Genomic DNA, 24,384 nt, shown 5'->3' on the forward strand with positions numbered 1-24,384 from the left:
GAACCGCTCTAGCGCCTTATCGGAGTTGCGAGCATGAAATCGAGACATGGACCCTTGCGCGTCGGCATCGGCGGCCCCGTCGGATCCGGCAAGACGGCGCTGACCGAGAAGCTGTGCAAGGCGATGCGTGACGACTATTCCGTCGCCGTCGTGACAAACGACATCTATACGACGGAGGATGCCGAGGCGCTGGTGCGGATGCAGGCACTGACCTCGGACCGCATTGTCGGAGTCGAGACCGGTGGCTGTCCGCACACCGCGATCCGTGAGGACGCGACGATCAATCTGCAAGCCATTGCCGGCCTGAACGAGCGGCTTCCCGATCTCGACGTGGTCTTCATCGAATCCGGCGGCGACAATCTGGCGGCGACCTTCTCGCCCGACCTCGCCGACATTACCATCTATGTGATCTCGGTGTGCCAGGGTGAGGAAATCCCGCGCAAGGGTGGCCCCGGCATCACCAAATCGGACCTTCTCGTCATCAACAAGAAGGATCTGGCGCCTTTCGTCGACGTGGATCTCGAGGTGATGGATCGCGATGCCACCCGCATGCGCCAGGCTCGGCCCTTTGTGTTTTCCGACATGAAGCGGGGCGATGGCGTCAGCACGATCGTCAGCTTCCTCAAAGAACAGGGCGGTCTTTAATCCGCCCTGTCATTATCCACACATCTGCCGAGCCTGTTCTATTCAGCCGCGAAGGGCGGCAGTTTCAGCACATTCGTGCCCACCGACCTGTTTCTTCCATCCTTGTTTTCGATGGCCTCCAGCCGCTCTTCTAGATTGGTGAGCGACTGGCGGTTTTCGTTGACAGCGACGGCCAGACCTTCCTTGGTCACGACTTCGTCGTCCGCATCCTTGCTTCCGACAAGCCTGCCGAAGAGGTAGCCGAGCAGGCGCGACAGGTCGTCCATAATCAGGAAGAACGACGGCACGACCACCAGGCTGAGTACCGTCGACACGATGATGCCGCCGATCACCGCAATCGCCATTGGCGCGCGGAAGGAGCCGCCTTCGCCGACACCGAGGGCCGATGGCAGCATGCCGGCCGACATGGCGATCGAGGTCATGATGATCGGGCGGGCTCGCTTACGGCCGGCTTCGACGACGGCCTCCAGCCTCGGCATGCCCTGATGCATCATCTCGATGGCGAAATCGACCAGCAGGATGGCGTTCTTCGTCACGATACCCATCAGCATCAGAATGCCGATCATAACGGGCATCGAAAGCGCGTTGCCGGTCATGATCAAGGCCAGCGCCACGCCGCCGATCGCCAAAGGCAACGACAGCAGAATGGTGAAGGGCTGGATCACATCCTTGAACAGCAGGATCAGCACGGTCAGGACGAGGAGAAGGCCGAGCAGCATGGCATTGCCGAAGCTCTGCTGCATTTCCTTCTGGACCTTGGTGTCACCGCTTTCCGCCAGATGAACGGTTGCCGGTATCTGGGCGCTGTTGACGATATTGAGGAAGTGTTCCGACGCCGTATCCAGCGCCACGCCCTGCGGCAGGTCGGCGCCGATGGCGACGACGCGGTAGCGGTTGTTGCGCTTGATGGAGGAGAGGCCCTCCGAATAGTCGACGTCGGCGACACTCGACAGCGGCACCGTCGTACCGGACGCGGTCTTGATGCGCAGCGCCCGGATCGCCGCCAGGTCGCGACGCATGCCGAGCGAGGCCTGCACGCGGATCGGAATCTGGCGGTCGTCGAGCGAGATCTTCGCAAGCGAAGCGTCGATATCGCCGATGGTTGCGACGCGGATCGTGTCTGAAATCGTCTGCGGCGTGATGCCGAGGCGCGCCGCCTCATCCTTGCGCGGATAGATCTGCAGCTCCGGGCGGGGCAGGGCGCCGTCGGCGCTGACGTTAGCGAGCGCCGGATCGGTGCGCAGCTTGGCCTCCAGAATGCCCACAGCCTGGTTCAGATCCTTCTCGCTGCGGGAGAGGAAGTTATAGGTCAGGTCGCGGTCGCCACGGTCGTTCAGCTTGGTGATGCGGACGTCGGGGATCGAGCGAAGCTTCGCAAAGACTTCCTTTTCCACGTCCCACTGCGGGCGCACACGGCCGTGCACGGCGACCTTCGGCAGATATGGACCGATGCCGGGTATGGAGCCAAGAACGTCGTTCACCAGCTTCTTCATCAGCGACTGGTCGAGCTTGCCGAGCGTCAGCGTCACGGTGGCGCGGCGCAGTTCCAGGTCGCCCTTCGGCGAAGCGCCACCCAGAACGAAGACGTTTTCAACGCCATCGATGTCCTTGACGCGCCGGTAGATCTCGTTGGTCGCCTGTTCCGTATCGTCCAGCCGTGCGTTCGGCGGCAGTTCGGCCGAGAGAACGATGCGCGAGGAATCGTCAGGGGGAATGAAGCTGCCGGGGACGAACATCACCAGCGCCACGACGGAGGCGATTGAGAAGGCGAAGGCGGCAAGCAGCGTCGGATAGCGCGTGTACCAGCGCTTCGTCGTCTGCCGCACCAGCCAGCTGTAGCCGCGCATGAAACGGCCGTCATTGTCATGATGATCGTCGACACCGTCTTCGGCGCGCATCAGATAGGCGGCCATCATCGGCGTAATCAGGCGCGCCACCAGCAGCGAGAAGAACACCGAGAAGGCGACCGTCAGGCCGAACTGGATGAAATACTGGCCGGGGATACCCGGCATGAAGGAGACCGGCACGAAGACCGCGATGATGGTAAAGGTCGTCGCGATGACGGCAAGGCCGATTTCATCGGCGGCATCGATGGCGGCGCGGTAAGGCGTCTTGCCCATCTTGATGTGGCGGGCGATGTTTTCGATCTCGACGATGGCGTCATCGACGAGAATACCGGTTGCCAGCGTCAATGCCAGGAAGCTTACGAGGTTCAGCGAGAAGCCGATCTGGTGCATGATCCAGAAGGTCGGGATCGCAGACAGCGGCAGCGCCACCGCCGAAATCAGCGTCGCGCGCCAGTTCCGCAGGAACAGGAAAACGACGATGACGGCCAGTACCGCACCCTCGATCAGCGTGTGCATCGCCGATTCGTAGTTGCCATAGGTATAGTAGACGGCGTCGTCGATCATCTCGATCGAAACGTTCGGGTTTTCGGCCCGCACCTTGTCGAGCGTGTCGCCCACCGTCTTGGCGACCGTCACTTCGCTGGCGCCCTTGGCGCGGAAGACGCCGAAGGTGACGACGGGCGTGCTGTTGAAGCGGGAGAAGGATTTCGGTTCCTGATAGGTATCCTTGATCGCGCCGAGATCGGAAAGCTTGACGAAGCGGCCGTTGGTGAGCGCGATCGTCGTATCTGCGAGCTGGGCGACATTGCGGGCATCGCCGAGCACGCGGATCGCCTGCTCGCTGCCGGCCACCTGGCCGCGGCCGGAGCCGAGGTCGATATTGGTGCTGCGCAGCTGCTGGCTCACGGAAAGCGCCGTTATGCCGTAGGCATTCAGCTTGTTCGGATCGAGCTCGATGCGCACTTCACGGTCGGCGCCGCCGTAACGGTCGACACGGCCGATACCCGCCTGACCCTGCAGGGCACGCTTGACCGTGTCATCCACGAACCAGGACAGCTCTTCCAGCGTCATGTTCGGAGAAGAAACAGCAAAGCTCTGGATCGCCTGTCCTTCGACATCGACCTTGGAGACGATGGGCTCATCGATCGTCGAGGGCAGGTTGCCGCGGATGCGGTCGATGGCGTCCTTGGTATCCTGAACCGCCTGCTGCGTCGGCACTTCCAGGCGGAAGATGACGACGGTCTGCGATTGACCGTCCGTGACGGTCGACTGGATCTCGTCGATGCCGTTGATGCTGGCGACGGCGTCTTCGATCTCCTTCGTCACCTGCATTTCGAGTTCGGCCGGGGAGGCGCCGCTCTGCGTCACGGTGACGTTGACGACAGGCACGTCGATATTCGGGAACCGGGTGATGGGCAGATTGAAGAAGGCGTGCGCGCCCACCACCATCAGCAGGAAGAAGCCGAGGAGCGGGGCGACCGGATTTCGGATTGACCAGGCGGAGAAGTTCATCTTGCCGTTCTCGCTCAGTTGGAGGCTTGCGACGCATCACGCACGGGCGTGATATGGTCGCCGTCGCGAACATAGGCACCGGCCTTGGCGACGACCTCGTCGCCGGCCTTGAGGCCCTTGAGGATCTCGACATAGCCTGCGTCCTGAATGCCGGTTTCGACAGTCACGAACTTGACCACGCCGTTCTCGACCTTGCGGGCGGAGGAGCCGTTTTCCTCGCTGTTGACTGCCGTCAGCGGCAGAGCGACGCCATCCTCCTGGCGAATGATGATCTCGGCGCTGCCATACATGCCGGCCCGCGCCTTCTCGCCATCGTCGATCGAGATATGGACCGCGCCGAGGCGGGTGACGGAATCCACGATCGGGGCGACGAGGCGGACGGTTCCGGTAAGCTTCTCGCGGCTGCCGGAGAGGGCGATGAAAGCCTTCTGGCCGATAACGATCTTGGTGATATCGCTTTCGGACACATCGACGACCAGTTCGAGCCGGCTGTCGCGGATGATGGTGAAGAGCGGGTCGCCGCTGCCATTGGCGATGGCACCGATGCGGGCGTTGCGCGAGGCGACGGTGCCGGCGACGGGCGTCTTGATGCCAGTGCGGGCAAGCTTCAGGTCGGTGTCGGCGATCTGGCTGTCGGTGACCTTAAGATCGGCTTCGGCAACGGCGATTGCCTGTTCGGCCGAGACCACGCGCGCCTTGTTGGCGGCAGCGGCGGCGTTGGCCTGCTCGACCGAGGAGGTCGACATTGTGCCCTTGGCTCCCATGGTGACGGCGCGGACGCGCTGCAATTCCGCCTCTTCGGCATTGGCGCGCGCCTCGGTCAATTGCGCGCGCAGCTGCGCAAGGCTCGCCTCGCCCTTTGCCCTTGTCGCCTGCATCTGGCTCTTCTGAAGGACCAATGCATCGTCGTTCAGCGTAGCAAGCGTGCTGTCCGCCTCGACTTTGTCGCCGACATCGGCATTGAGCGAGCGGATCGAGAGGCCATCCACCTGCGGCTGAATGTAAACATCCTCGACGGCCTTCACCGTGCCGGTCGCAACGACCTTGTCGGTCAGGTGGCGCATCGTGGCTGTGGTGATGACGATCGCCGGCAGGTTCTGCTTCGGCGTCGTGACGGCGGATTGCTCGGCCAGCGCGGCCGGCGCCGCCAGCAGGGAAAGCAGGATGGCGGTCGTGCTCAGAAGTCTAAACGGCGTGAGAGCCATGCGTCCAGTTCCAGTTCAGCGTTTGGTAAATGGATTTCGCTGTTTCCGTCGCGAATACGGGGATCGATGCATGCGTGCCGGCTTCTCCGGCGGATTACTGCATAATTCCTTGAATCGAATCGATTTAAGGAACAGCGGCCTTGCGCATCATATTTGACGTGCGGCGCTGTAATATCCGTCTGTCATGCCTTGCAGGCCCCTCATCCTAAAATCGCTCCTCTAGATGGGAGCGGTTTTCAATTTACGCAAGATCACGAGAAAATGATTTCGCGGGTATTTCTATCCTTTGCAACCCTGCAAAGCAATCACGGCATTGTGATGTCAGCATTCGAATAGTTGATAGTCGAGGGCTTTTCCGCCAAGTTTTGCGAGAAAGCCAGCCTTTTGTTGCTGCTGTTACAAAATGAAAAAAACGCGCGGAGCCTGAAACCCCGCGCGTTCAAGTCTTTACGAGTACTCCGAACTTATTTCAGAGCAGCGTCCGTGATCTCGTGCGTGAAGGCGCCTGACGGCTTCTTGTTGATGATCTTCTGGTCAAGCAGTGCTTCGACCGTGCGGTCGTAAAGCTTCATGTCGAGCTTGCCATTGCCGATCAGCTTGGCGACTTCGCCGGCCATGCGCTTTTGATGGTTTTCATCCTGGCCGCCATTGTCCATGACGATTTCGGCGGCTTCGTCCGGATGCTCGACGGCATATTTCCAGCCCTTCATCGAAGCGCGGACGAATTTCACCATGTCAGCCTTGAACTTTGCATCCTTCAGCTTGTCTTCCTTGACATAGAGGCCGTCTTCCAAGAGGTCGTTGCCGAGCTTGCTATAGTTGAAGACGGTCAGGTCTTCGGCCTTGAAGCCGGCATCGATCGCCTGCCAGTATTCGTTATAGGTCATGACGGAGATGCAGTCGGCCTGCTTCTGGACGAGCGGCTGAACGTCGAAGCTCTGCTTAAGCACGTTGACGCCGTCCTTGCCGCCGTCGGTCTTCAGGCCGAGCTTATGCATCCAGGCGAAGAAGGGATATTCGTTGCCGTAAAACCAGACGCCGAGCGTATGACCCTTGAAGTCCTTTTCCGTCTTGACCGGGCCATCCTTGGGGCAGATCAATTCCAGGCCTGATTTGTCGAAGGGCTGGGCGATGTTCACGAGCGGCACACCCTTCTCGCGGGCAACCAGCGCTCCACCCATCCAGTCGACGATGATATCGGCGCCGCCGCCGGCGATGACCTGTTCCGGTGCGATATCAGGGCCGCCCGGCTTGATGTCGACGTCGAGGCCTTCCTCCTTGTAGAAGCCCTTGTCCTTGGCGACGAAATAGCCTGCGAACTGACCCTGAGCCACCCATTTCAGCTGCAAGGTCAGCTTGTCGGCGGCCATCGCGGCCTGCGTGGCAGCCAGCGTCATCGTGCCTGCCATCAATGCGAACATCAGTTTTTTCATGTTCTTTACCCTTTTCCCTCTGAAGTTATGCCTTGATCCCCTGGAAGGGACCCCGGATTACGTCTGCCCACCGCGGATAGACGGATGCCAGAACGTCACCATTCTCTCGACAATGGCGACGATACCGTAGAAAACGGAGCCTGCAACCGCGGCAATCGCGATCTCGGCCCAGACCATGTCGAGGTTCAGCCGACCGTTTTCGGTCGAGATGCGGAAGCCCATGCCCGACATAGGGGTGCCGAAGAACTCCGCCACGATGGCACCGATCAGGGCCAAGGTCGAGTTGATCTTCAGCGCATTGAAAATAAAGGGAGCGGCGGCCGGCAGGCGTAGCTTGAGCAGCGTCTGCCAGTAGCTCGATGCATAGGTGCGCATCAAGTCGCGCTCCATGTTGCCGGCAGCGGCAAGGCCCGCCACCGTGTTCACCAGCATCGGGAAGAACGTCATGACGACGACGACGGCGGCCTTCGATTGCCAATCGAAGCCGAACCACATGACCATGATCGGAGCAATGCCGATGATCGGCAGAGCGGAGACGAGGTTGCCGATCGGCAGCAGGCCGCGCCGCAGGAAGGCGAAGCGGTCGGCGAGGATGGCGACGACGAAGCCGCTGGAGCACCCGATGATATAGCCGATCAGAACCGATCGGAAGATCGTCTGCTGAACATCCGTCCAGAGGATCGAGATGGAGCCGGCAATACGGGCGCCGATGGCGCTTGGCGGCGGCAGCAGGATGAAAGGAATACCGGCCCCGCGCGTCACCGCTTCCCAGATGATGATGATCCAGACGCCGAAGATCACGGGGATCAGCAACCGTAATGTATAGCTGTCGGCGGTCGATTTCACCCGGATGGCCGACAGGATGGAAACGCAACGCCAGGCGAGCAGCCACGCCGCGGCGAGGAGGATAAAGAATGATGCAGCCGCGCTGCCCTCATTGCCCGATATTCCAGCCAGCAACAGCCAGGCGACCGCGTGCGCGGCGAAGAAGAGGATCGCCGCGCAGAGGGCTGCAGATAGGTTCATGAAGGAAATGGCGGCTGCGGCGGCGATGAGAATGAAAATGACGAAGGTGGTGCCGCTGCTGAAGGGCGTGGCGGCATCGGCTGCGAGCGGCGGCAGCACAGGGAGGGCCGCAAGGCAGAGAAGGAGGGAGAGCGTACCCTGCCACGACGAATGAAAATTCCTCATGCCGCGCGGCCCCCCATGGCACGATCGACGATACGCGCCGCGATGCTGACGGCAGCAATCAATCCGGCCGCCAGGATCGAGCCGGCGACGAGCGTCGCCCATATATCGATTGTCAGGCTTTGATACGAGCCTGCGAGGAGCTTGGCGCCAATGCCAGCGACCGCACCCGTCGGCAGTTCGCCAACGATCGTGCCGGTGAGGCTCGCGGCGATCGCGACCTTCATCGAGGTGAAGAGGAAGGGGATCGATGCGGGCACGCGCAATTTCCAGAAGGTCTGCATGGCGCTGGCATTATAGGTGCGCATCAGGTCGAGATGCATGACCTCCGGCGATCGCAATCCCTTGACCATGCCGACGGCGACGGGGAAGAAGGAGAGATAGGTCGAGACCAGCGCCTTGGGAATAAGGCCGGTAACGCCGATCGAACCCAGCACGACAACGACCATAGGCGCGATCGCAAGGATCGGTATGGTCTGCGAAGCGATGATCCACGGCATCAGGCTTCGGTCCAGGGCGACCACATGCACGATGCCGACTGCGATCAGGATGCCGAGAACGGTACCGAAGGCGAAGCCGACAGCCGTCGAAGACAGGGTGACCCAGGCATTGTAGACGAGGCTGCGGCTGCTCGTGGGAGCGCGAAGGAAGGTGTTGTCGAAGACATTCTGCGCCACCTGATGTGGCGCGGGCAGGATCGGCTTCGGCTGCGACAGCGTCTTGCCGATGAATTCCGTCGTCGTCGGGGTGACGTTGCCGCGCCGGTCGAGATCGCGCTGGAACGGTGCGTTGAGGATGACCGCGAAGACATACCACAGGACCAGGATCGCCAGGACGATGGTCGTAATCGGCAGGAACTTGTGCTTGAAGAACCGTTCCCTTTCCATGGTCATGCCCTTCCTTGCGCGGGAAGCAGCATGAGGATCATGGCGACGATGCCAAGACCCACGCCGGCAAGCTGCTGCAGGCTCAGCCGTTCGCCGAAGACGATGAAGGCGATAACATTGACGACGACGAGCTGGGCGATGGAGGAGGCGGAGATCGCCAGGCCAAGCCCACCTTCACGCATCAGCCGCACCATCATCAGATTGCCGACGCAATAGAGCGCGAGCGACAGGATCAAGACCAACATGTTGTTGTTGGCGATATAGGCGCGCGAAGCTGTGGCAGCACCGATGAAGATCGCCATTGCGCCGACAAGCCAGAGGAGGAATTGTGCGTTCATGATCTGATCCTATTCCTCGTAGCTATGTCCGGCCCGCAAGCCTTCCCGGACGCGGTGGGCGATTTCGAGGAATTCCGGCGTTTCGCGAATGTCGAGCGGCCGCTCCGTCGGTAGCGTCGATTCGATGACATCGGTCACGCGACCCGGACGCGGCGACATGACCACGATCTTCGTCGAGAGATAGACTGCTTCCGGTATGGAGTGGGTGACAAAGCAAATTGTCTTGTTCGTCTGCTTCCAGAGTTTCAGAAGCTGTTCGTTCAGATGATCGCGGACAATTTCGTCCAGTGCGCCGAAGGGTTCGTCCATCAGCAGCAGATCGGCGTCGAAGGCGAGCGCTCGGGCGATCGAAGCGCGCTGCTGCATGCCGCCGGACAGCTGCCAGGGAAACTTATGTTCGAAGCCTTTGAGGTTCACCAGTTCCAGCGTTCGGGCGATGCGCTTGGCCTGCTCTTGCCCGTCATAACCCATGATTTCGAGCGGTAGAGCGATGTTCTTTTCGATCGTGCGCCAGGGATAGAGTGCCGCGGCCTGGAAGACATAGCCATAGGCGCGGGTCTTGCGTGCTTCCTCCGGCGACATGCCGTTGACGCTGATATCGCCTGAACTCTTTCGCTCGAGATCGGCAATCACCCGCAGGAAGGTGGTCTTTCCACAGCCGGAGGGGCCGATGAAGGAGACGAAATCACCCTTGCGGACGTCGAGATCGACATTGCTCAGCGCATGCACCGGCCCGTCATTCGTATCGTAGGTGAGACAGAGATTCCGCGCGGAGACGACGGAGGAAGCGGATGACGTCATTAACACCTACCAGTCCTGATTTCGCCGCATGGTTGGGGCGGATTGCGTGTTATCCTGCTTGGCATTGCTGCAGCTTTGAGAGGCGAGGACGCCTTGCTGCTGGATCCAGGGGAGCAATGCCATGAGTCTGTCATCGAAGCCCACCTGCCATATCGTGCGGCCCGGCAACACCTATGCCGGAAAACAGGGCCTCAACTATTTCGAAGGGATTGCCGCCGAGACAGTGGGCTCGACGGGGATCTGCATGCATCTCCTGACGATACCGCCGGGCGCCCGCGCCAAGGCGCATCTTCATGCCTCGCACGAGACGGCGATTTACGCCATTTCCGGCGAGACGCATTGCTGGTTCGGCGACGAGCTGGAAGAGCATGTCGTCGTGCGTGAGGGAGAGATGTTCTATATTCCGGCCGGCGTCCCGCATCTTCCCGCGAACTTGAGCGATCGGCCGGCAACAGCGGTCATCGCCCGCACCGATCCGAACGAGCAGGAAAGCGTCGTCCTGCTGCCGGATCTGGAGCGGTATGTGCCGCGGTAGAGCCATTTTGCTTTTCTTCGAATAGCGAAAACGCTCCATCTTTTTGTTTTTGCGCAATTCCGGACGGAAAACCGCTACGCACTTTTCCTGGAATTGCTCTAGGTGGCCGATGAGCCGAAGCGCCGTGCCCAAGCCTTATACCCCGCTGGCGGGGATGCCGCTGCGCTGCACCTTGCGCGGCGCGGTGACCTCTTTCCAGGTCGAAAGTGCCCGGTTGACGGCAGTGAAGGGATCGCGCCTGACGAACTCGCCATGGCCCTCCTTCGTCTTCACCGTGCCTTCCTCGATGGCGACGACGCCTCGCGTCAGAGTATAGCGCGGCAGGCCGGTGACTTCCTTGCCCTCGAAGACGTTGTAGTCGATCGCCGACTGCTGCGTCTTGGCGGTGATGGTCTTCGAGCGCTTCGGATCCCAGACGACGATATCGGCATCGGCACCGACGAGGATCGCGCCCTTCTTCGGATAGACGTTAAGGATCTTGGCGATGTTGGTGGAGGTGACGGCGACGAATTCGTTCATCGTCAGGCGGCCGGTGCTGACGCCATGGGTCCAGAGCATCGGCATGCGGTCTTCGAGTCCCCCGGTCCCGTTCGGGATCTTGGTGAAGTCGTTGAGACCGAAGCGCTTCTGCTCGGTCGTGAACGCACAGTGGTCAGTCGCGACCACCTGCAGCGAGCCGGAGGCGAGGCCGGCCCAGAGGCTGTCCTGATGCTGCTTGTTGCGGAAGGGGGGCGACATGACGCGGCGGGCGGCATGATCCCAATCCGCATTGGCATATTCGCTTTCGTCGAGAGTCAGGTGCTGGATCAGCGGCTCGCCATAGACGCGCATGCCCTTCTGGCGGGCGCGGCGGATGGCTTCATGCGCCTGTTCGCAGGAGGTATGGACGATATAGACGGGCGAGCCCGCCATGTCGGCGATCATGATGGCACGGTTCGTTGCCTCGCCTTCGACCTCCGCAGGGCGGGAATAGGCATGCGCTTCCGGGCCGTTATTGCCTTCGGCCAGCAGTTTTGCCTGCATCTGCGCGACCACGTCGCCGTTTTCGGCGTGAACGAGCGGCAATGCGCCGAGCTCGGCGCAGCGCTGGAAGGAGGAGAACATCTCGTCGTCATCCACCATCAGCGCGCCCTTATAGGCCATGAAGTGCTTGAAGGTGTTGATGCCCTTGTCGCGGACGATAGCCTCCATCTCGTTGAAGACCTGCTCGCCCCACCAGGTGATCGCCATGTGGAAGGAATAGTCGCAATTCGCGCGGGTGGACTTGTTGTCCCACATGGTCAGCGCTTCGAGCAGCGACTGGCCGGGCGAGGGGAGCGCAAAATCCACCACCATCGTCGTGCCGCCGGCAAGGGCCGCACGCGTGCCGCTTTCGAAATCGTCGGAGGAATAGGTGCCCATGAACGGCATTTCGAGATGCGTGTGCGGATCGATGCCGCCGGGCATGACATAGCAGCCGGAAGCATCGAGCACTTCATTGCCCGAAAGATTCTGCCCGATTTCGACGATCTTGCCGCCTTCGATCTTCACATCCGCCTTATAGGTCAGGTCGGCCGTGACGATGGTTCCACCCTTGATGACTGTGCTCATGGTGTATGCTCCAGATGTGTTAGGTTCCGATGCTGGAATCGTGGCGGTCACGCCACGATTTCGGCCGTCTCGACGACTGCGTGGAACAGCACATCCGCGCCGGCGGTCGCCCATTCCTTTGAGATTTCTTCGGCCTCGTTGTGCGAGAGGCCGCCGACGCAGGGGCACATGACCATCGTGGCGGGGGCGACCTTGGCGGCCCAGCAGGCATCGTGACCGGCGCCGGAGATGATGTTCATGTGGCTGTAGCCGAGTTTTTCAGCCGCATTGCGCACCGAGGTGACGAGCTTGGGGTCGAAGGTCACCGGCTCGAAATGGCCAATGGCTTCCACAGAGCAGCCGACGCCGAGGGTGTCGCAGATCTCTTTCGCTTCCGCTTCGATCCTGGCGCGCATGCGATCGAGCTTTTCCTTGTCGGGCGTGCGGATGTCGACGGTAAAGACCACTTTGCCGGGCAGAACGTTGCGCGAGTTCGGCGAGAAGAAGACCTGGCCGACGCCGCCGACGGCGCCAGGCTGATTTTCCATTGCCACATTCTGCACCATCTCGACGATCCGGGACATGGCAAGACCGGCATTGACGCGGAGATTCATCGGCGTCGACCCGGTATGGGCTTCCTTGCCGGTCAGCGTGAATTCCAGCCACCACAAGCCCTGACAGTGCGTGACGACGCCGATGGTCTTGTCCTCGGCTTCGAGGATCGGGCCTTGCTCGATGTGATATTCGAAATAGGCATGCATCTTGCGGGCGCCGACCTCTTCATCGCCGAGCCAGCCGATGCGCTTCAGTTCCTCGCCGTAGGTCTTGCCGTCCGGATCCTTGCGGCCATAGGCGAATTCCAGCGAATGCACGCCGGCAAAGACGCCGGAGGCAAGCATTGCGGGCGCGAAGCGCGCGCCTTCCTCGTTGGCCCAATTGGTGACCACGATCGGATGCTTGGTCTTGATGCCGAGGTCGTTCATCGTACGCACGACCTCAAGCGCGGCGAGCACGCCGAGGACGCCGTCATATTTGCCGCCGGTCGGCTGGGTATCAAGATGCGAGCCGACATAGACGGGCAGCGCATTCGGATCTGTGCCGGCGCGGGTGGCGAACATCGTGCCCATCTTGTCGACGCCGACGGTCATGCCGGCCTTGTCACACCAGGTCTTGAAAAGGCTGCGGCCCTCGGCATCGGCATCCGTTAGGGTTTGGCGATTATTGCCGCCGGCGATACCGGGGCCGATCTTCGCCATGTCCATCAGCGTATCCCAAAGGCGGTCGCCATTGATACGCATGTTTTCTCCTGGCGCTGCCACCATGATGCAATCCTCACCTGTTTGTCCCGGCGCACGCAAGGCGCATGCCCGATTGTTCCCATTGGTCTATCCGGAGCGTTCTCTTGTTTTTCTCGCCCGGAAAATCCCCAGTTGCCTTTAAGAAACATCTGACGGATAATTTGACCGATTGGTAAACATTACAACTTCCGTGGCGCGGCTCAAGACGAAAAGCACGAAAATTTCCGATAAAATTTCAGGTGATTGCCTAAATCCGATGCATCTGCAGGGTGGATAAGGGCACGGCCGAAAGGCTTGGATTTCAAGGAGAAACAGAGCACACATGGCCATCCCCAGAGCCGCCAAGACGCAGCGCCGCACCCGTATCCAGGAAGAGAAAGAGGAAATCATACTGGAAGCCGCGCTGGACGTATTTTCCGTCAGCGGTTTTCGTGGCTCGACTATCGATCAGATCGCCGAAGTCGCCGGCATGTCGAAGCCCAATCTGCTTTACTATTTCCGCACCAAGGAGGCCATGCATCGGGCCCTGATCGACCGGGTGCTGTTTACCTGGCTGGAGCCGCTGCGCGCCTTCGATGCCAACGGCGATCCAGAAAGCGAGATCCGCTCCTATATCCGCCGCAAGCTCGAAATGGCCCGCGATTTTCCACGCGAAAGCCGACTCTTCGCCAATGAGATGTTGCAGGGCGCGCCGCATGTGGAGGACGAGCTGCGCGGGCCGCTGAAGGACCTTGTAGACGAGAAGGCCGAGGTCATCCGGGCCTGGGCAAAGGCTGGCAAAATCGCCAAGTGCGATCCCTACCACCTGATCTTTTCGATCTGGTCGACCACGCAGCATTATGCGGATTTCGACGTGCAGGTGCGTGCGGTCTTGGGGCCGGAGCATTCGGGCGAGGGGCGCTTCGAGGATGCCGCGCGCTATCTGGAACAGCTTTTTGTCGACGGGCTTCGGATTCGAGGACCCCGCGCTTAGAGCACCACATATTCACACGGATCCTCATTTTATTGAATTTTTCGAATCCTCTGAGCTTTCTCCCGTTAAGGGTGTGGTATCGATTCGCGCTCTCTCTGGTTGATAAGCGCTATGGTATAGATATTGATTTTGGTCGGTCATTGGCCTATGAAAAAGATATGGATGAAGAAGGACGTTGCCTTTCATTTTGTGAATGAAATCACATATCATCCTGTATGTACGGTTGAAATTCATACGCCGGACGGTGTGATCTCGGTGATGGCTGAGCCTCAGATGATCGGGAGCGCACTCTATCTTCGCGGTTTCCATATCCAGGGCGAGGACATTTCAATGAACGACCTTGGAGCACATCGGCTCAGGAATCTGGCGGAGATCGCCATGGAGGAAATGGAGTGCCATGAACTCGTCGTTGAAGGAGCGGTTCGAACGACTGGGGCCGGTCGAGGACGTAAGCCGCGGCCAGTCCGGTTCACCCGTCGCGATATCCCTGCATTTTGACCAGCCCGTAAAGGGGTTTCGGTCTATTTCTGCGGTCCGTGCCTTGGTGAAAGGCGGGATGTCCATGCTAGCGGCGAAGAAGGCTATCGAACGAGCGATGGAAAAGGGGCAGGCAACCATGCTCGTCCCGCATGTCGAAAGCCAGGGCGATCTCGCACGCGAACTGGAGGAGACCGGGCTCGTTGTCAAGGCCATCGCCGTCCGTCCGGTCGACGTCAGGGAAATTCGCCAGAAACTCGGCCTTACTCAGGAGCAGTTCGCGCTCCGCTTTGGCATCGATCTGGAAACGCTCCGCAATTGGGAGCAGGGCAAACGTTCGCCGGACAAAACAGCACAAAGCTATCTGCGCGCCATAGAGCGGATGCCGGAAGAGATCCAGGCGGCTCAGGAAGACCCTATCCTCAAGTTTTAATGGAGAAAATACCCGCCCGGATTACCGGGCGGGTGCTCATATCTACAGCTACTATTCCGCCGCCTGACGAGCCATTGGATTGTTCGGATGGGTCGTCCAGTTGGCGTAGTTGGGGTCGACGATCTTGCCGGTGCGCTTGTCGAGAGCGCCTGCCGGCAGTTCTTCCATGGTGATGCAGTTCTCGACCGGGCAGACGTTGACGCAGAGATTGCAGCCGACGCATTCTTCTTCCATCACCTCGAAGCGCCTGACGCCATCGACGAAGTTGGTGATCGCCTGATGCGAGGTGTCCTCGCAGGCGATGTGACAGCGGCCGCACTTGATGCAGGCATCCTGGTCGATCTTCGCCTTGGCGATATAGTTGAGGTTCAGATACTGCCAGTCGGAGACATTCGGCACGGCGCGGGCGATGATATCGTCCAGGCTGCGATGTCCCTTCTCGTCCATCCAGTCGGAAAGGCCGGTGATCATCTCCTCGACGATCTTGAAGCCATAAGTCATAGCCGCCGTGCAGACCTGCACGTTGCCGGCGCCGAGCGCCAGGAATTCGGCCGCGTCGCGCCAGGTGGTGATGCCGCCGATACCGGAGATCGGCAGACCGTAGGTTTCCGGATCGCGGGCGATCTCGGCGACCATGTTCAGCGCGATCGGCTTCACCGCCGGGCCGCAATAGCCGCCATGGCTGCCCTTGCCGCCGACGGTCGGGTTCGGAGCGAAATTGTCGAGGTCGACCGAGACGATCGAATTGATCGTGTTGATCAGCGACACGGCATCGGTGCCGCCGGCCTTGGCGGCGCGGGCGGGCTTGCGGATGTCGGTGATATTGGGTGTCAGCTTGGTGATGACGGGCATGCGCGTGTACTGCTTGCACCAGCGCACGACCATTTCGATATATTCCGGCACCTGTCCGACCGCAGAGCCCATGCCGCGCTCGGACATGCCGTGGGGACAGCCGAAGTTGAGTTCGATACCGTCGGCTTCCGTTTCCTCGACCAGCGGCAGGATCGCCTTCCAGGCATCCTCGACGCAGGGGACCATGATCGAGGCGATCAGCGCGCGATCCGGCCAGTTCTTCTTCACCTGCTTCATTTCGCGCAGGTTGGTGTAGAGGTCGCGGTCGGTGATCAGTTCGATATTGTTGAGACCGAGCAGGCGGCGGTCGGCACCCCAGATCGCGCCATAGCGCGGGCCGTTGACGTTGACGACTGGCGGTCCTTCTTCGCCGAGCGTCTTCCAGACGACACCGCCCCAGCCCGCCTTGAAGGCGCGCTCGACATTGTAGGCTTTGTCGGTCGGCGGCGCGGACGCCAGCCAGAACGGGTTCGGGGATTTGATGCCAACGAAATTATTGCGGAGATCAGCCATGTCGGTTCTCCTTTCAGGCGACTGCAGCGGCCGGCGTGGCGGCAGCGAGCGCACGGTTGATGGATTCGGCCGCGTCGCGGCCCTGTGCCACGGCCGAGACCGTCAGGTCATCGCCGCCAAGCACGCAGTCGCCGCCGGCCCACACGCCTTCGAGCGAGGTGCGGCCTTCGCCATCGATGGCGATGCGGCCGGATTCCATGCGCAGCGCGCCGAGGCCTGAAGCCTCGAACGTCTGGCCGATCGCCTTGAAGATCTGGTCGGCGGCGATGACGCCGACATCGCCGGTACCAACGAGCTTGCCGTCACGCAACTCGGTATATTCGACCTCGATCCCGGCGACCTTGCCATCCTTGTCGAGGATACGCTTCGGGGCGAGCCAATGGCGGATGATGACGCCCTTGGAGGCGGCCAGATTCTGCTCGAATTCCGAGGCGTTCATGTGTTCCTTGCCGCGGCGATAGCAGATCGTCACCTCTTCGGCGCCGAGCAGTTTTGCCTGCACGGCTGCGTCGATCGCGGTCATGCCGCCGCCGAGAACGACGACGCGGCGGCCGATGGCGATATCGGCCTTGTTACCGGCCTGGCGCAGTTCGGCGATGTATGCAACAGCATCGGCGACGCCCTCGAGATCCTCGCCTTCGGCGCGGAGCGCGTTGACGCCGGCAAGGCCGAGGCCGAGGAAGACGGCGTCGTATTGCTGGGAGAGGTCCGAGAGGCTGAAATCGCGGCCAAGCGCCTGACCGTTCTTCACCTCGATACCGCCGATCGCGAGGACGTAATCGACTTCCTTCTGAGCGAAATCGTCGACCGCCTTGTAAGTGGCGATGCCGTATTCGTTCAGACCGCCGGCCTTTTCGCGGGCATCGAAGATGGTAACGTCATGCCCATTGACGGCGAGACGGTGCGCGCAGGCAAGGCCGGCTGGGCCAGCGCCGATGACGGCGATCTTCTTGCCAGTGGATTCGGCACGAGAATAGAACTGCTTGTTCTCCGCCATCGCCACGTCGGTTGCATAGCGCTGCAGGCGCCCGATCTCGACCGGGCGCTCTTCGGCAGTGTTGCGCACGCAAGCCTGCTCGCAGAGCTGTTCGGTGGGACAGACTCGGGCGCACATGCCGCCGAGGATGTTCTGATCGAAGATCGTCTTGGCCGAGCCGATGGGATTGCCCGTCGAGATCTGGCGGATGAACATCGGAATGTCGATGGAGGTGGGACAGGCCGTCATGCACGGCGCGTCGTAGCAGAAATAGCATCGGTCGGATGCGACCAGCGCCTCGTGTTTGGTGAGGCGCGGGTGAAGATCGGAAAAGTTCGCATCATATTCGGCGGGCGTGAGCCTGCCTTTATGAATCCCAGTTTCCAGTCGTCCCATTGAAGTTCCCTCTTATAGTAAACGGCTAGTACTGGAACGGTAACTCAGCTTAAAAAATTTATCAAACGGTAAAATTTTGTCCTTGCGTGGGTCGCCGAACGTGCGGCGAACCGTGTGAGGAAACATGCGGCTTCGATCGATCGTGATCGTTCAACCCATGCTTTCGCTGGCTTTATTTGGCTGACGGTGAAAAGAATTCCGAAGAGGTGGCCATCTCGCTCTCCCAGCGGGACGGCGATCGAAGCGCTATCCGCGCCTTGGCGTTGGGAAGAATATGAAGAATAGGTGAATTTTTTCTTGGGTGGCATGGAACCAAGGGTCCCCAGCGTCGTTATGACGGTATCCTGACGATGATCGCATCTCCTGATGCACGCCCAATAACATCTCAGGATTATACTCACGGTCCCCTCCCGATGAGTGCAAAGCAGCCAGTGCGCCGCCCTCGCACTGGCTGTTTTCCTTTGTCTCCTGCATAATTTCAAAGTGTTACAGCTTGGCGCGTCTTGAAGGCGGGCGGCGCCTCAGCGGCGCCTCAGGATCTCGTACTCAGTCTCGGGAATGGTAAGGCGATAGCCGATGCTGCCGTCCGTGATGGCGAAATCGGCGCGGCCGTTCATCGAGGTCGGCACGACGCGCTCGAGCACCGTACGGCTGAAGCTGTTATCCTCGAATTCGTGATCGGAAGGCGCATAGAAGCGCTCCGACCAGGCTACCTCGATTGCCTTCTTGCCGTCGAGTTCGGCCTCCTTGCAATTCAGCGTGATGCTGGTGGCGCCCGTCGAAATCGCGCCGTGTGAGGCGGAATTGACGATCAGTTCGTGCAGCGCCAGCCCCAGATGCACGGCTGCATTGGGCGTCAGATGCGCATTGATTCCATAAATCGGCATCGGCACGCCGGCATCTGGCCAGTAGGGAGCGAACTGCTTTTCCGCAAGTTCGAACAGATACGCACCGCGCCAGCTCGAATCCGTGATGAGATCCTGCGAATTCGAGAGAGATTGCAGGCGACCACGGAACTTGATGAGGAAATTGTCGACGGAAAGCGTGTGGCGCGCGGTCTGCGTGGCAATACCCTGTATGATCGCCAGCAGGTTCTTGGAACGATGCGACAGTTCGCGCAGCAGCGATTTCAGAACTTTTTCGCGATGGCGGCTCTCGGTGATTTCGGAAATGACCGACAGCACACCTTGCGCCTTTCGCCCGCCGATGCGCTCCATCTTCAGCTCATAGACGCGAACGCCGTCGCCGCTTGCCATCTCAACCTCGGCGGTTGCGGACTTGCCGCTTTCGAGCACGCCCTGCTTCAGGCGCAAGAGATGCTCGCCATCCTTTTCGCCGAACAGATGCGAGTCGTTGCCTCCGATGACAAGGGATGGCCGCAGCTGGTCCGGCAGGTTGTCGGCGAAACGGATCGCTAAATTTACATCCTGAAACAGGATGGACACGTTGGCGCTCGCAAGCGCCCGCTCCATCAGAGCCGCTTTGCCTTCCAAGCTCAAAGGCGCACCGGGTAATGGTTCAGACGTATTCACCGGCTTGCCTTTCACTCGCATTTTGAGAAGCCCGCCGATAGGGCATTCTCATTTCCAAGAACTCGAACCGACCTATTAAATCGCGCTGCATAACAGTCGGTAAACCGGCCGGTCTGAACGGCAACGTCCGGCCGTTATCTTTGTTCCGCTGCGGAGGGGGCACTTCGATCAGGCAGCCACCTTTGTGGTTTCGTTGAAGAAAAGGGCCTGGCTGATCAGGGCCTTCACCATGTCGGGATTGAATGGCTTGGTTACAAGGAAGGTCGGCTCCGGCCGTTCGCCCGTCAGCAGCCGCTCCGGGAAGGCGGTGATGAAGATCACCGGTATGCTGGCGGTCTTGAGAATGTCGTTGACGGCGTCGATACCCGAACTGCCGTCCGCGAGCTGGATGTCGGCAAGCACCATGTTGGGCTTTGTCGCATTATAGAGAGCGACGGCTTCGGCATGCGTGCGGGCGATGCCGGTGACGCGATGTCCCAGGCTTTCCACCATCTGCTCGATATCCATCGCGATCAGCGGCTCATCCTCGATGATCATGATATCCGTCGCCACCTGGCGCGAGATTTCCTGGGAGGCCGTATCGAGAAGATGCATGGCCTCGCTTTCAGAGACGTCCAGGATATCGGCGATCTCGCCGAGACGGAAACTTTCGACGGAGGCAAGCAGGAATGCCTGGCGGGCAAGCGGAGACACCTTGGAAAGGTTCACCGAGGCGCGCTGTTCCCAGGCAAAGGGCGACATCGGCTCGGGAATCTGAAGAGTCACGGAACCGAACAGCTTCGTGAACAGTTTATAGAGTGCAACACGGTCGCTGTCCGTGTCCGGAAAGATGGAGATGTCAGCGATGATGGCTTCCAAAACCGCAGCAACATAGGCGTCTCCCGACGTCTGCGTTCCGGTCAAAGCACGTGAATAACGCCGCAAATAGGGAAGATGCGGCGCAATGCGTGTCGAAAGTGTCATCAATGGCTCCCGCCTTTTATCAAATTCTAATTAAATACAGCGCGGACGCTGCAATGACTAACAAACGTCAATTGAGTAAAAAAGTTCCTCTTTGGCGGAACTTTTTTTAGGCAGTCGCATTACAATGCTTACAATCGGCAGATCTCATCCTTTACGATTCGTTAGGCAATATGTTTGGATGAGGTCAATCTGTCTCCTGACGGGAGGCAAAGGGTGCGCTTATCCATGAACGCGAGACAATTAAGAAGCGAGCGGGCTATAATGACTATCCAAAATCACGAGGACGCAGACAAGAAGACATCAGACCTGCGCGCGGTGGATATCCTCGACCCCAACAACCAAATCGGCAACCGGCTGCGTTCGTTTTATGCCGCCATGCAGGACGAAGCCATTCCCGATCGCTTTCTCGATCTGCTCGAGAAGCTTGATCAGGCCGAGCGCCTGGCTTCCGCAAAGGTCTCCGAATAGGAGGTGGGCGTGATGGAAACGCAATCAAGCTTCAAGCGCGAACTCCTTGCGGCCCTTCCGAGCCTGCGAGCATTCGCCATTTCCCTGACCGGCCGCCACGATCGCGCCGATGATCTTGTCCAGGACACGATCATGAAGGCATGGGCCAAGCAGGATCATTTCGAGATGGGCACGAATATGAAAGCCTGGCTCTTTACCATCCTGCGAAACGAACTCTACAGCCAGATGCGCAAAAGCGGCCGCGAGGTACAGGACAGCGACGGCGTGTTTACCGAATCCATGGCAACTCATCCCTCTCAATATGGGGCGGTCGATCTGCAGGATTTTCGCAAAGCGCTGGATCAGCTGCCGCCGGATCAGCGCGAAGCCATCATCTTGGTAGGCGCTTCAGGATTCTCCTATGAGGAAGCCGCCGAAATTTGCGGATGCGCCGTCGGCACCATCAAGAGCCGCGTCAACCGCGCCCGCCAGCGCCTGCAGGAACTGCTGGATATTTCCGGCGAGGCGGATTTCGGTCCGGATGCCACGTCAGCGCCGCTGACCTCCAAGGCGTTCGCCTTCTAACAGAAAACCCAGTCTCTCGACCGGGTCTTCTCTTCCACTGGATCATTTCATTCGTGGCATTGTGCCTGCTTGGCGCGCTCCGATGTATTGCCCGCGATTTTCTTCAACGCCCAGCAGGCGTTGAAGGCTGGCGGGTCAATCGTCATCGTCGCTCGTGGCGAAGAGGTTGCCGAATACGAGGGCCGCTGCAACGGCTGCGGTCATCAGCGGCTGCTTGCGCACAAGGCCAAGAGCTGCCGCTGCCATCGACTCCATTGCCAGCCGGCGTTCGCGGGCGCGGCGCTGTTCCTGCTGGTTGATGATCGCCATGATGACAAGGACGATCAGTCCGAGCAGCAATGCGCCTGCCGCAATCAGCAGGGCCGAGATGGCCGCGCCGTAGATCGTCGCGAGCCAGATGGCCGCCGAGATCAGCGCGAAGGCATAGGCCGTCAGCAGGAGAAGAGCCGCAATGGCGATGAAAATACCGTTGCGCTTGGTCCGCGCAACGGTGCGGTTGAACATGCCTGACAGAAGCAGGCCAAGGATCGGGGCGATCATCCCGCCACCCTAGCGGCGAGATAGAAGCAGGGCGATGGCAAGGCCGAAAGCAGCCGCCGCCCCGACGGTAGCGACGGGATGCTGCCGGACGGTCCTGCGCATTTCGCGCGAGCCCCTTGCATAGCCGCGCTGGAGCTCCCGCAGCAGCTCCTCGCCGCGAACCGCCAGATCATCGAAACCGGACTCGGCGCTGGCGCGTAGCTTCCTGCTTTGCTTGGCGCTGTTTTCACCGATCAGCTTGGCGAAAGCTGCAACTTCCTCGCGCAGCGATTCGATCTGCTCCTCAATGCTTGCCTCGACATCATGCAGGCTGCTGCCATTGCGCTTGCCGCGCACCGAATGGAGAATGGATGTAGCCATGTTCAGCTCCCTTTCGCTTTGCTTCGGCGCCCCTGGGGACACCCTGTTGGTCGCGATGATCGGAAATTATCCAACGCACCAGACAATCAAGCGTTCGAAACATCGATTTCGATCACATGGTTTCAACGCGCGGGTGCAGCAAAAAGTTCCGGAAAGGCCGGTGGAAGCAGGGTCAGTCGATCAGCGCACTGTGAGCTAGAACGAAGGGGGCACCGTCGGCAGGAATGCGGTTGACCCTTAGATTGCAGCCGAAGACCTCCTGGAGATGCCGGTCCGTCAACACGTCTTTGACGGCGCCCTTGGCCCGCAGCCGGCCGTCCTTGAGCAGGATCATTCGGTCGGCGAAGAGTGCGGTCAGGTTGAGATCGTGCATCACGGCGATGACGCCGCCGCCCCGCCGGCAGAACTGCCGGGCAAGCGTCATGATGGTGATCTGGTGACTGATATCGAGGCTGGAGACCGGCTCGTCGAGAAGCATCCAGCAGGGCTTGCCGTCGACGACGGGTTCAGGAATCTGGCAGAGCACGCGGGCAAGCTGCACGCGCTGCTGTTCGCCGCCGGAAAGCTCCTGGTAGAAACGTCCTTCAAAGCCGCCAAGATCGACGGCGGCGAGGGCCTCCGCAGCCGTGCGATCCGCTTGTTCGGGGTGACGGTTGCGCCCCCTTGTCAGACCCATGCGAACGATCTCACGGACAGTGAAGGGAAAGGAGATGGAGCTTGCCTGCGGCAGGACCCCGCGCGTTTCGGCGAGCTGCCAGGCTTCCAGCCTGCCGATCTCCGCGCCGTTCACCTGCGCGGAGCCGCGATAGGCCAGTTCGCCGGAGATCGCTTTCATCGTAGTGGTCTTGCCGGAGCCGTTCGGCCCGCAGATCGCAGTCAGCGTTCCGGCCTCGGCCGTGAAGGATATATCCTGCACGACCGCCTTGCCGGAAAGCCGGACGCTCAGATTGGAGACTTCGATCATCGCAGGTTCACAGGCTGAGGCGCGAGCGCTGCCGCAGCAGCATCCACAGAAAGAAGGGGCCGCCGACACCGGCCGTCAGGATGCCGATCGGCAATTCCGCCGGAGACACGATGGTGCGGGCAACGACATCGGCCACGATCAGCAACGAGCCGCCGAGCAGCGCGGACGCCGGCAGCAGGAAGCGGTGGTCGGGTCCGATGACCATACGCAGAATATGCGGCACCACAATACCGACGAAGCCGATGCCGCCGCTGACGGCGACGGAGGCGCCGACTGCAGCCGCCACGCTGACTACAGCGATATTCTTCAGCCGCTGCACTGATATCCCCATATGGAAGGCAGCAGCCTCGCCGAGCGTCAGTGCATTCAAGCCGCGTGCCATGAAGGGAAGCGGCAGAAGGGAAAGGACGATGATAGGGCCGGCACCGCTGACCTTGCTCCAGGTCGAGCCCGCCAGCGATCCCATGCTCCAAAAGGTGAGATCGCGCAATTGCCGGTCGTCGGCCATGTAGATGAGGATTCCTGTTGCCGCGAGAGCGAGAGACCCGAGGGCGATGCCCGCAAGCAGCATGGTCGCGATGGATGTCTGTCCCTGCCTGGTTGCTATCCTGTAGAGCAGAATGGTCGTTACCAGGCCGCCGATAAAAGCTGCGAGCGGCAGCGCGAAGATGCCGAAAAGATGCGCGACCGGAGCAAGCACGCCACCGCCGAGGACGATCATGGACACGGCGCCGAGGCTGGAGCCGGCGGACACGCCAATCAGACCCGGATCGGCCAGCGGGTTGCGGAACAGGCCCTGCATGACCGCACCCGATACCGCCAATCCACCGCCGATCAGGAAGCCAAGCATGGCGCGGGGCAGGCGGATGTCGAAAATGACGATACGGTCGCGGTTGCTGAGTGCGCTTTCCACGCTGCCGCCCAGCATGCCTGTCATCACGTCGAACACCGAAGCATTCGAGGCGCCTGTCATGATGGAGAAGAAAAATGCAGCGGCGGAAACCAGAGCGAGACCGGCGATGACGAGGATGGCACGTGCGGTGCGATCCCCCGCGCGGCGGCGTGCCGTGGTTTGCGACATCTGCTTCAATCCCGCCACAGCATCGTTGAATGCC

At 60.4% G+C, this 24,384-nt stretch carries 24 protein-coding genes; 7 read left to right on the forward strand and 17 right to left on the reverse strand.

The genetic code is table 11. From position 1 onward, the window contains the following. Positions 1–33: 33 nt before the first annotated feature. Positions 34–645: an urease accessory protein UreG gene (gene ureG / locus FHT84_RS13425; protein ID WP_112340431.1), complete on the forward strand. Its 612-nt coding sequence runs from the start codon at positions 34–36 to the stop codon at positions 643–645. 38 nt (positions 646–683) lie between these two features. Here the strand turns inward: ureG and FHT84_RS13430 are convergent, their stop codons facing one another. From FHT84_RS13430 to FHT84_RS13460, 7 genes are all read right to left on the reverse strand, one after another. Beyond that, positions 684–4,004 (reverse strand): efflux RND transporter permease subunit, encoded by a 3,321-nt coding sequence (locus FHT84_RS13430; protein WP_113250544.1) that lies wholly within the window; start codon positions 4,002–4,004, stop codon positions 684–686. Positions 4,005–4,018: 14 nt separating this feature from the next. Beyond that, on the reverse strand, positions 4,019–5,209 hold the full coding sequence (locus FHT84_RS13435; RefSeq protein WP_112340429.1) for an efflux RND transporter periplasmic adaptor subunit: 1,191 nt from the start codon (positions 5,207–5,209) through the stop codon (positions 4,019–4,021). Positions 5,210–5,673: 464 nt separating this feature from the next. After that, positions 5,674–6,642, reverse strand: a complete 969-nt coding sequence (locus FHT84_RS13440; RefSeq protein WP_112340428.1) for an ABC transporter substrate-binding protein — start codon at positions 6,640–6,642, stop codon at positions 5,674–5,676. A gap of 57 nt (positions 6,643–6,699) precedes the next feature. Then, positions 6,700–7,833 carry an ABC transporter permease gene (locus FHT84_RS13445; protein WP_112340427.1) on the reverse strand — a complete coding sequence of 378 codons (1,134 nt, stop codon included), beginning with the start codon at positions 7,831–7,833 and terminating at the stop codon, positions 6,700–6,702. Then, positions 7,830–8,717: an ABC transporter permease gene (locus tag FHT84_RS13450; protein ID WP_112340426.1), complete on the reverse strand. Its 888-nt coding sequence runs from the start codon at positions 8,715–8,717 to the stop codon at positions 7,830–7,832. The genes FHT84_RS13445 and FHT84_RS13450 overlap by 4 nt, the downstream gene beginning before the upstream one ends. Before the next feature lie 2 nt (positions 8,718–8,719). Next, the gene (locus tag FHT84_RS13455; RefSeq protein ID WP_112340425.1) at positions 8,720–9,055 is read right to left on the reverse strand and encodes a hypothetical protein; all 336 of its coding nucleotides are present in this window, start codon (positions 9,053–9,055) and stop codon (positions 8,720–8,722) included. 9 nt (positions 9,056–9,064) lie between these two features. Next, on the reverse strand, positions 9,065–9,856 hold the full coding sequence (locus tag FHT84_RS13460; protein WP_112340424.1) for an ABC transporter ATP-binding protein: 792 nt from the start codon (positions 9,854–9,856) through the stop codon (positions 9,065–9,067). 121 nt (positions 9,857–9,977) lie between these two features. Here FHT84_RS13460 and FHT84_RS13465 point away from each other — a divergent pair, with 121 nt between their 5' ends. Further along, positions 9,978–10,391, forward strand: a complete 414-nt coding sequence (locus tag FHT84_RS13465) for a cupin domain-containing protein (RefSeq protein ID WP_112340423.1) — start codon at positions 9,978–9,980, stop codon at positions 10,389–10,391. 135 nt (positions 10,392–10,526) lie between these two features. On the opposite strand, the gene hydA is transcribed toward FHT84_RS13465, so the two are convergent. Both hydA and FHT84_RS13475 read right to left on the reverse strand, forming a co-directional pair. Next, positions 10,527–11,981 (reverse strand): dihydropyrimidinase, encoded by a 1,455-nt coding sequence (hydA, locus tag FHT84_RS13470; RefSeq protein WP_112340422.1) that lies wholly within the window; start codon positions 11,979–11,981, stop codon positions 10,527–10,529. Between the two features lie 47 nt (positions 11,982–12,028). After that, a complete protein-coding gene (locus FHT84_RS13475; RefSeq protein WP_112340421.1) occupies positions 12,029–13,282 on the reverse strand; it encodes a Zn-dependent hydrolase in 1,254 nt (417 codons plus the stop codon). 298 nt (positions 13,283–13,580) lie between these two features. Between FHT84_RS13475 and FHT84_RS13480 the strand changes: the two genes are divergently transcribed. From FHT84_RS13480 to FHT84_RS13490, 3 genes are all read left to right on the forward strand, one after another. Beyond that, on the forward strand, positions 13,581–14,231 hold the full coding sequence (locus FHT84_RS13480) for a TetR family transcriptional regulator C-terminal domain-containing protein (RefSeq protein ID WP_112340420.1): 651 nt from the start codon (positions 13,581–13,583) through the stop codon (positions 14,229–14,231). Positions 14,232–14,393: 162 nt separating this feature from the next. Next, complete coding sequence (locus FHT84_RS13485; protein ID WP_162737020.1) at positions 14,394–14,729, forward strand: hypothetical protein; 336 nt, start codon at positions 14,394–14,396, stop codon at positions 14,727–14,729. A gap of 58 nt (positions 14,730–14,787) precedes the next feature. Next, on the forward strand, positions 14,788–15,141 hold the full coding sequence (locus FHT84_RS13490) for a helix-turn-helix domain-containing protein (protein ID WP_183762907.1): 354 nt from the start codon (positions 14,788–14,790) through the stop codon (positions 15,139–15,141). A gap of 51 nt (positions 15,142–15,192) precedes the next feature. Here the strand turns inward: FHT84_RS13490 and preA are convergent, their stop codons facing one another. The 4 genes from preA to FHT84_RS13510 all read right to left on the reverse strand — a co-directional run bounded on the left by preA (position 15,193) and on the right by FHT84_RS13510 (position 20,373). Continuing rightward, positions 15,193–16,506, reverse strand: coding sequence for an NAD-dependent dihydropyrimidine dehydrogenase subunit PreA (gene preA / locus FHT84_RS13495; RefSeq protein ID WP_112340418.1), 1,314 nt, complete (start codon positions 16,504–16,506; stop codon positions 15,193–15,195). Positions 16,507–16,519: 13 nt separating this feature from the next. Beyond that, on the reverse strand, positions 16,520–17,878 hold the full coding sequence (locus tag FHT84_RS13500; protein ID WP_112340417.1) for an NAD(P)-dependent oxidoreductase: 1,359 nt from the start codon (positions 17,876–17,878) through the stop codon (positions 16,520–16,522). 521 nt (positions 17,879–18,399) lie between these two features. Beyond that, on the reverse strand, positions 18,400–19,431 hold the full coding sequence (locus FHT84_RS13505; RefSeq protein WP_112340416.1) for a sensor histidine kinase: 1,032 nt from the start codon (positions 19,429–19,431) through the stop codon (positions 18,400–18,402). A gap of 147 nt (positions 19,432–19,578) precedes the next feature. Beyond that, positions 19,579–20,373 carry a response regulator gene (locus FHT84_RS13510; protein ID WP_112340415.1) on the reverse strand — a complete coding sequence of 265 codons (795 nt, stop codon included), beginning with the start codon at positions 20,371–20,373 and terminating at the stop codon, positions 19,579–19,581. Between the two features lie 261 nt (positions 20,374–20,634). Here FHT84_RS13510 and FHT84_RS13515 point away from each other — a divergent pair, with 261 nt between their 5' ends. Beyond that, the gene (locus FHT84_RS13515; RefSeq protein WP_112340414.1) at positions 20,635–20,841 is read left to right on the forward strand and encodes a NepR family anti-sigma factor; all 207 of its coding nucleotides are present in this window, start codon (positions 20,635–20,637) and stop codon (positions 20,839–20,841) included. Between the two features lie 12 nt (positions 20,842–20,853). Beyond that, complete coding sequence (locus FHT84_RS13520; protein WP_112340413.1) at positions 20,854–21,405, forward strand: RNA polymerase sigma factor; 552 nt, start codon at positions 20,854–20,856, stop codon at positions 21,403–21,405. A gap of 135 nt (positions 21,406–21,540) precedes the next feature. Here FHT84_RS13520 and FHT84_RS13525 read toward each other — a convergent pair whose 3' ends face one another. The 4 genes from FHT84_RS13525 to FHT84_RS13540 all read right to left on the reverse strand — a co-directional run bounded on the left by FHT84_RS13525 (position 21,541) and on the right by FHT84_RS13540 (position 24,350). Continuing rightward, positions 21,541–21,945, reverse strand: a complete 405-nt coding sequence (locus FHT84_RS13525; RefSeq protein ID WP_112340412.1) for a hypothetical protein — start codon at positions 21,943–21,945, stop codon at positions 21,541–21,543. A gap of 9 nt (positions 21,946–21,954) precedes the next feature. After that, on the reverse strand, positions 21,955–22,305 hold the full coding sequence (locus FHT84_RS13530; RefSeq protein ID WP_112340411.1) for a DUF883 family protein: 351 nt from the start codon (positions 22,303–22,305) through the stop codon (positions 21,955–21,957). Between the two features lie 172 nt (positions 22,306–22,477). Continuing rightward, positions 22,478–23,269, reverse strand: a complete 792-nt coding sequence (locus FHT84_RS13535; protein WP_112340410.1) for a heme ABC transporter ATP-binding protein — start codon at positions 23,267–23,269, stop codon at positions 22,478–22,480. A gap of 7 nt (positions 23,270–23,276) precedes the next feature. Next, on the reverse strand, positions 23,277–24,350 hold the full coding sequence (locus FHT84_RS13540) for an iron ABC transporter permease (protein WP_183762953.1): 1,074 nt from the start codon (positions 24,348–24,350) through the stop codon (positions 23,277–23,279). Between the last annotated feature and the right edge of the window lie 34 nt (positions 24,351–24,384).

This window comes from Rhizobium sp. BK289, assembly GCF_014193575.1.
Lineage (GTDB): Bacteria > Pseudomonadota > Alphaproteobacteria > Rhizobiales > Rhizobiaceae > Rhizobium > Rhizobium tropici_C.

Coding starts and splice junctions, on each gene's coding strand:
- FHT84_RS13520 (WP_112340413.1), top strand. CDS start 20,854: ATGGAAACGCAATCAAGCTTCAAGCGCGAACTCCTTGCGGCCCTTCCG.
- FHT84_RS13430 (WP_113250544.1), bottom strand. CDS start 4,004: ATGAACTTCTCCGCCTGGTCAATCCGAAATCCGGTCGCCCCGCTCCTC.
- FHT84_RS13455 (WP_112340425.1), bottom strand. CDS start 9,055: ATGAACGCACAATTCCTCCTCTGGCTTGTCGGCGCAATGGCGATCTTC.
- FHT84_RS13525 (WP_112340412.1), bottom strand. CDS start 21,945: ATGATCGCCCCGATCCTTGGCCTGCTTCTGTCAGGCATGTTCAACCGC.
- FHT84_RS13445 (WP_112340427.1), bottom strand. CDS start 7,833: ATGAGGAATTTTCATTCGTCGTGGCAGGGTACGCTCTCCCTCCTTCTC.
- FHT84_RS13435 (WP_112340429.1), bottom strand. CDS start 5,209: ATGGCTCTCACGCCGTTTAGACTTCTGAGCACGACCGCCATCCTGCTT.
- FHT84_RS13465 (WP_112340423.1), top strand. CDS start 9,978: ATGAGTCTGTCATCGAAGCCCACCTGCCATATCGTGCGGCCCGGCAAC.
- FHT84_RS13540 (WP_183762953.1), bottom strand. CDS start 24,350: ATGTCGCAAACCACGGCACGCCGCCGCGCGGGGGATCGCACCGCACGT.
- FHT84_RS13530 (WP_112340411.1), bottom strand. CDS start 22,305: ATGGCTACATCCATTCTCCATTCGGTGCGCGGCAAGCGCAATGGCAGC.
- FHT84_RS13460 (WP_112340424.1), bottom strand. CDS start 9,856: ATGACGTCATCCGCTTCCTCCGTCGTCTCCGCGCGGAATCTCTGTCTC.
- hydA (WP_112340422.1), bottom strand. CDS start 11,981: ATGAGCACAGTCATCAAGGGTGGAACCATCGTCACGGCCGACCTGACC.
- FHT84_RS13510 (WP_112340415.1), bottom strand. CDS start 20,373: ATGACACTTTCGACACGCATTGCGCCGCATCTTCCCTATTTGCGGCGT.
- FHT84_RS13535 (WP_112340410.1), bottom strand. CDS start 23,269: ATGATCGAAGTCTCCAATCTGAGCGTCCGGCTTTCCGGCAAGGCGGTC.
- FHT84_RS13485 (WP_162737020.1), top strand. CDS start 14,394: ATGAAGAAGGACGTTGCCTTTCATTTTGTGAATGAAATCACATATCAT.
- FHT84_RS13505 (WP_112340416.1), bottom strand. CDS start 19,431: ATGCGAGTGAAAGGCAAGCCGGTGAATACGTCTGAACCATTACCCGGT.
- FHT84_RS13480 (WP_112340420.1), top strand. CDS start 13,581: ATGGCCATCCCCAGAGCCGCCAAGACGCAGCGCCGCACCCGTATCCAG.
- FHT84_RS13490 (WP_183762907.1), top strand. CDS start 14,788: ATGTCCATGCTAGCGGCGAAGAAGGCTATCGAACGAGCGATGGAAAAG.
- ureG (WP_112340431.1), top strand. CDS start 34: ATGAAATCGAGACATGGACCCTTGCGCGTCGGCATCGGCGGCCCCGTC.
- FHT84_RS13475 (WP_112340421.1), bottom strand. CDS start 13,282: ATGGTGGCAGCGCCAGGAGAAAACATGCGTATCAATGGCGACCGCCTT.
- FHT84_RS13450 (WP_112340426.1), bottom strand. CDS start 8,717: ATGGAAAGGGAACGGTTCTTCAAGCACAAGTTCCTGCCGATTACGACC.
- FHT84_RS13440 (WP_112340428.1), bottom strand. CDS start 6,642: ATGAAAAAACTGATGTTCGCATTGATGGCAGGCACGATGACGCTGGCT.
- preA (WP_112340418.1), bottom strand. CDS start 16,506: ATGGCTGATCTCCGCAATAATTTCGTTGGCATCAAATCCCCGAACCCG.
- FHT84_RS13515 (WP_112340414.1), top strand. CDS start 20,635: ATGACTATCCAAAATCACGAGGACGCAGACAAGAAGACATCAGACCTG.
- FHT84_RS13500 (WP_112340417.1), bottom strand. CDS start 17,878: ATGGGACGACTGGAAACTGGGATTCATAAAGGCAGGCTCACGCCCGCC.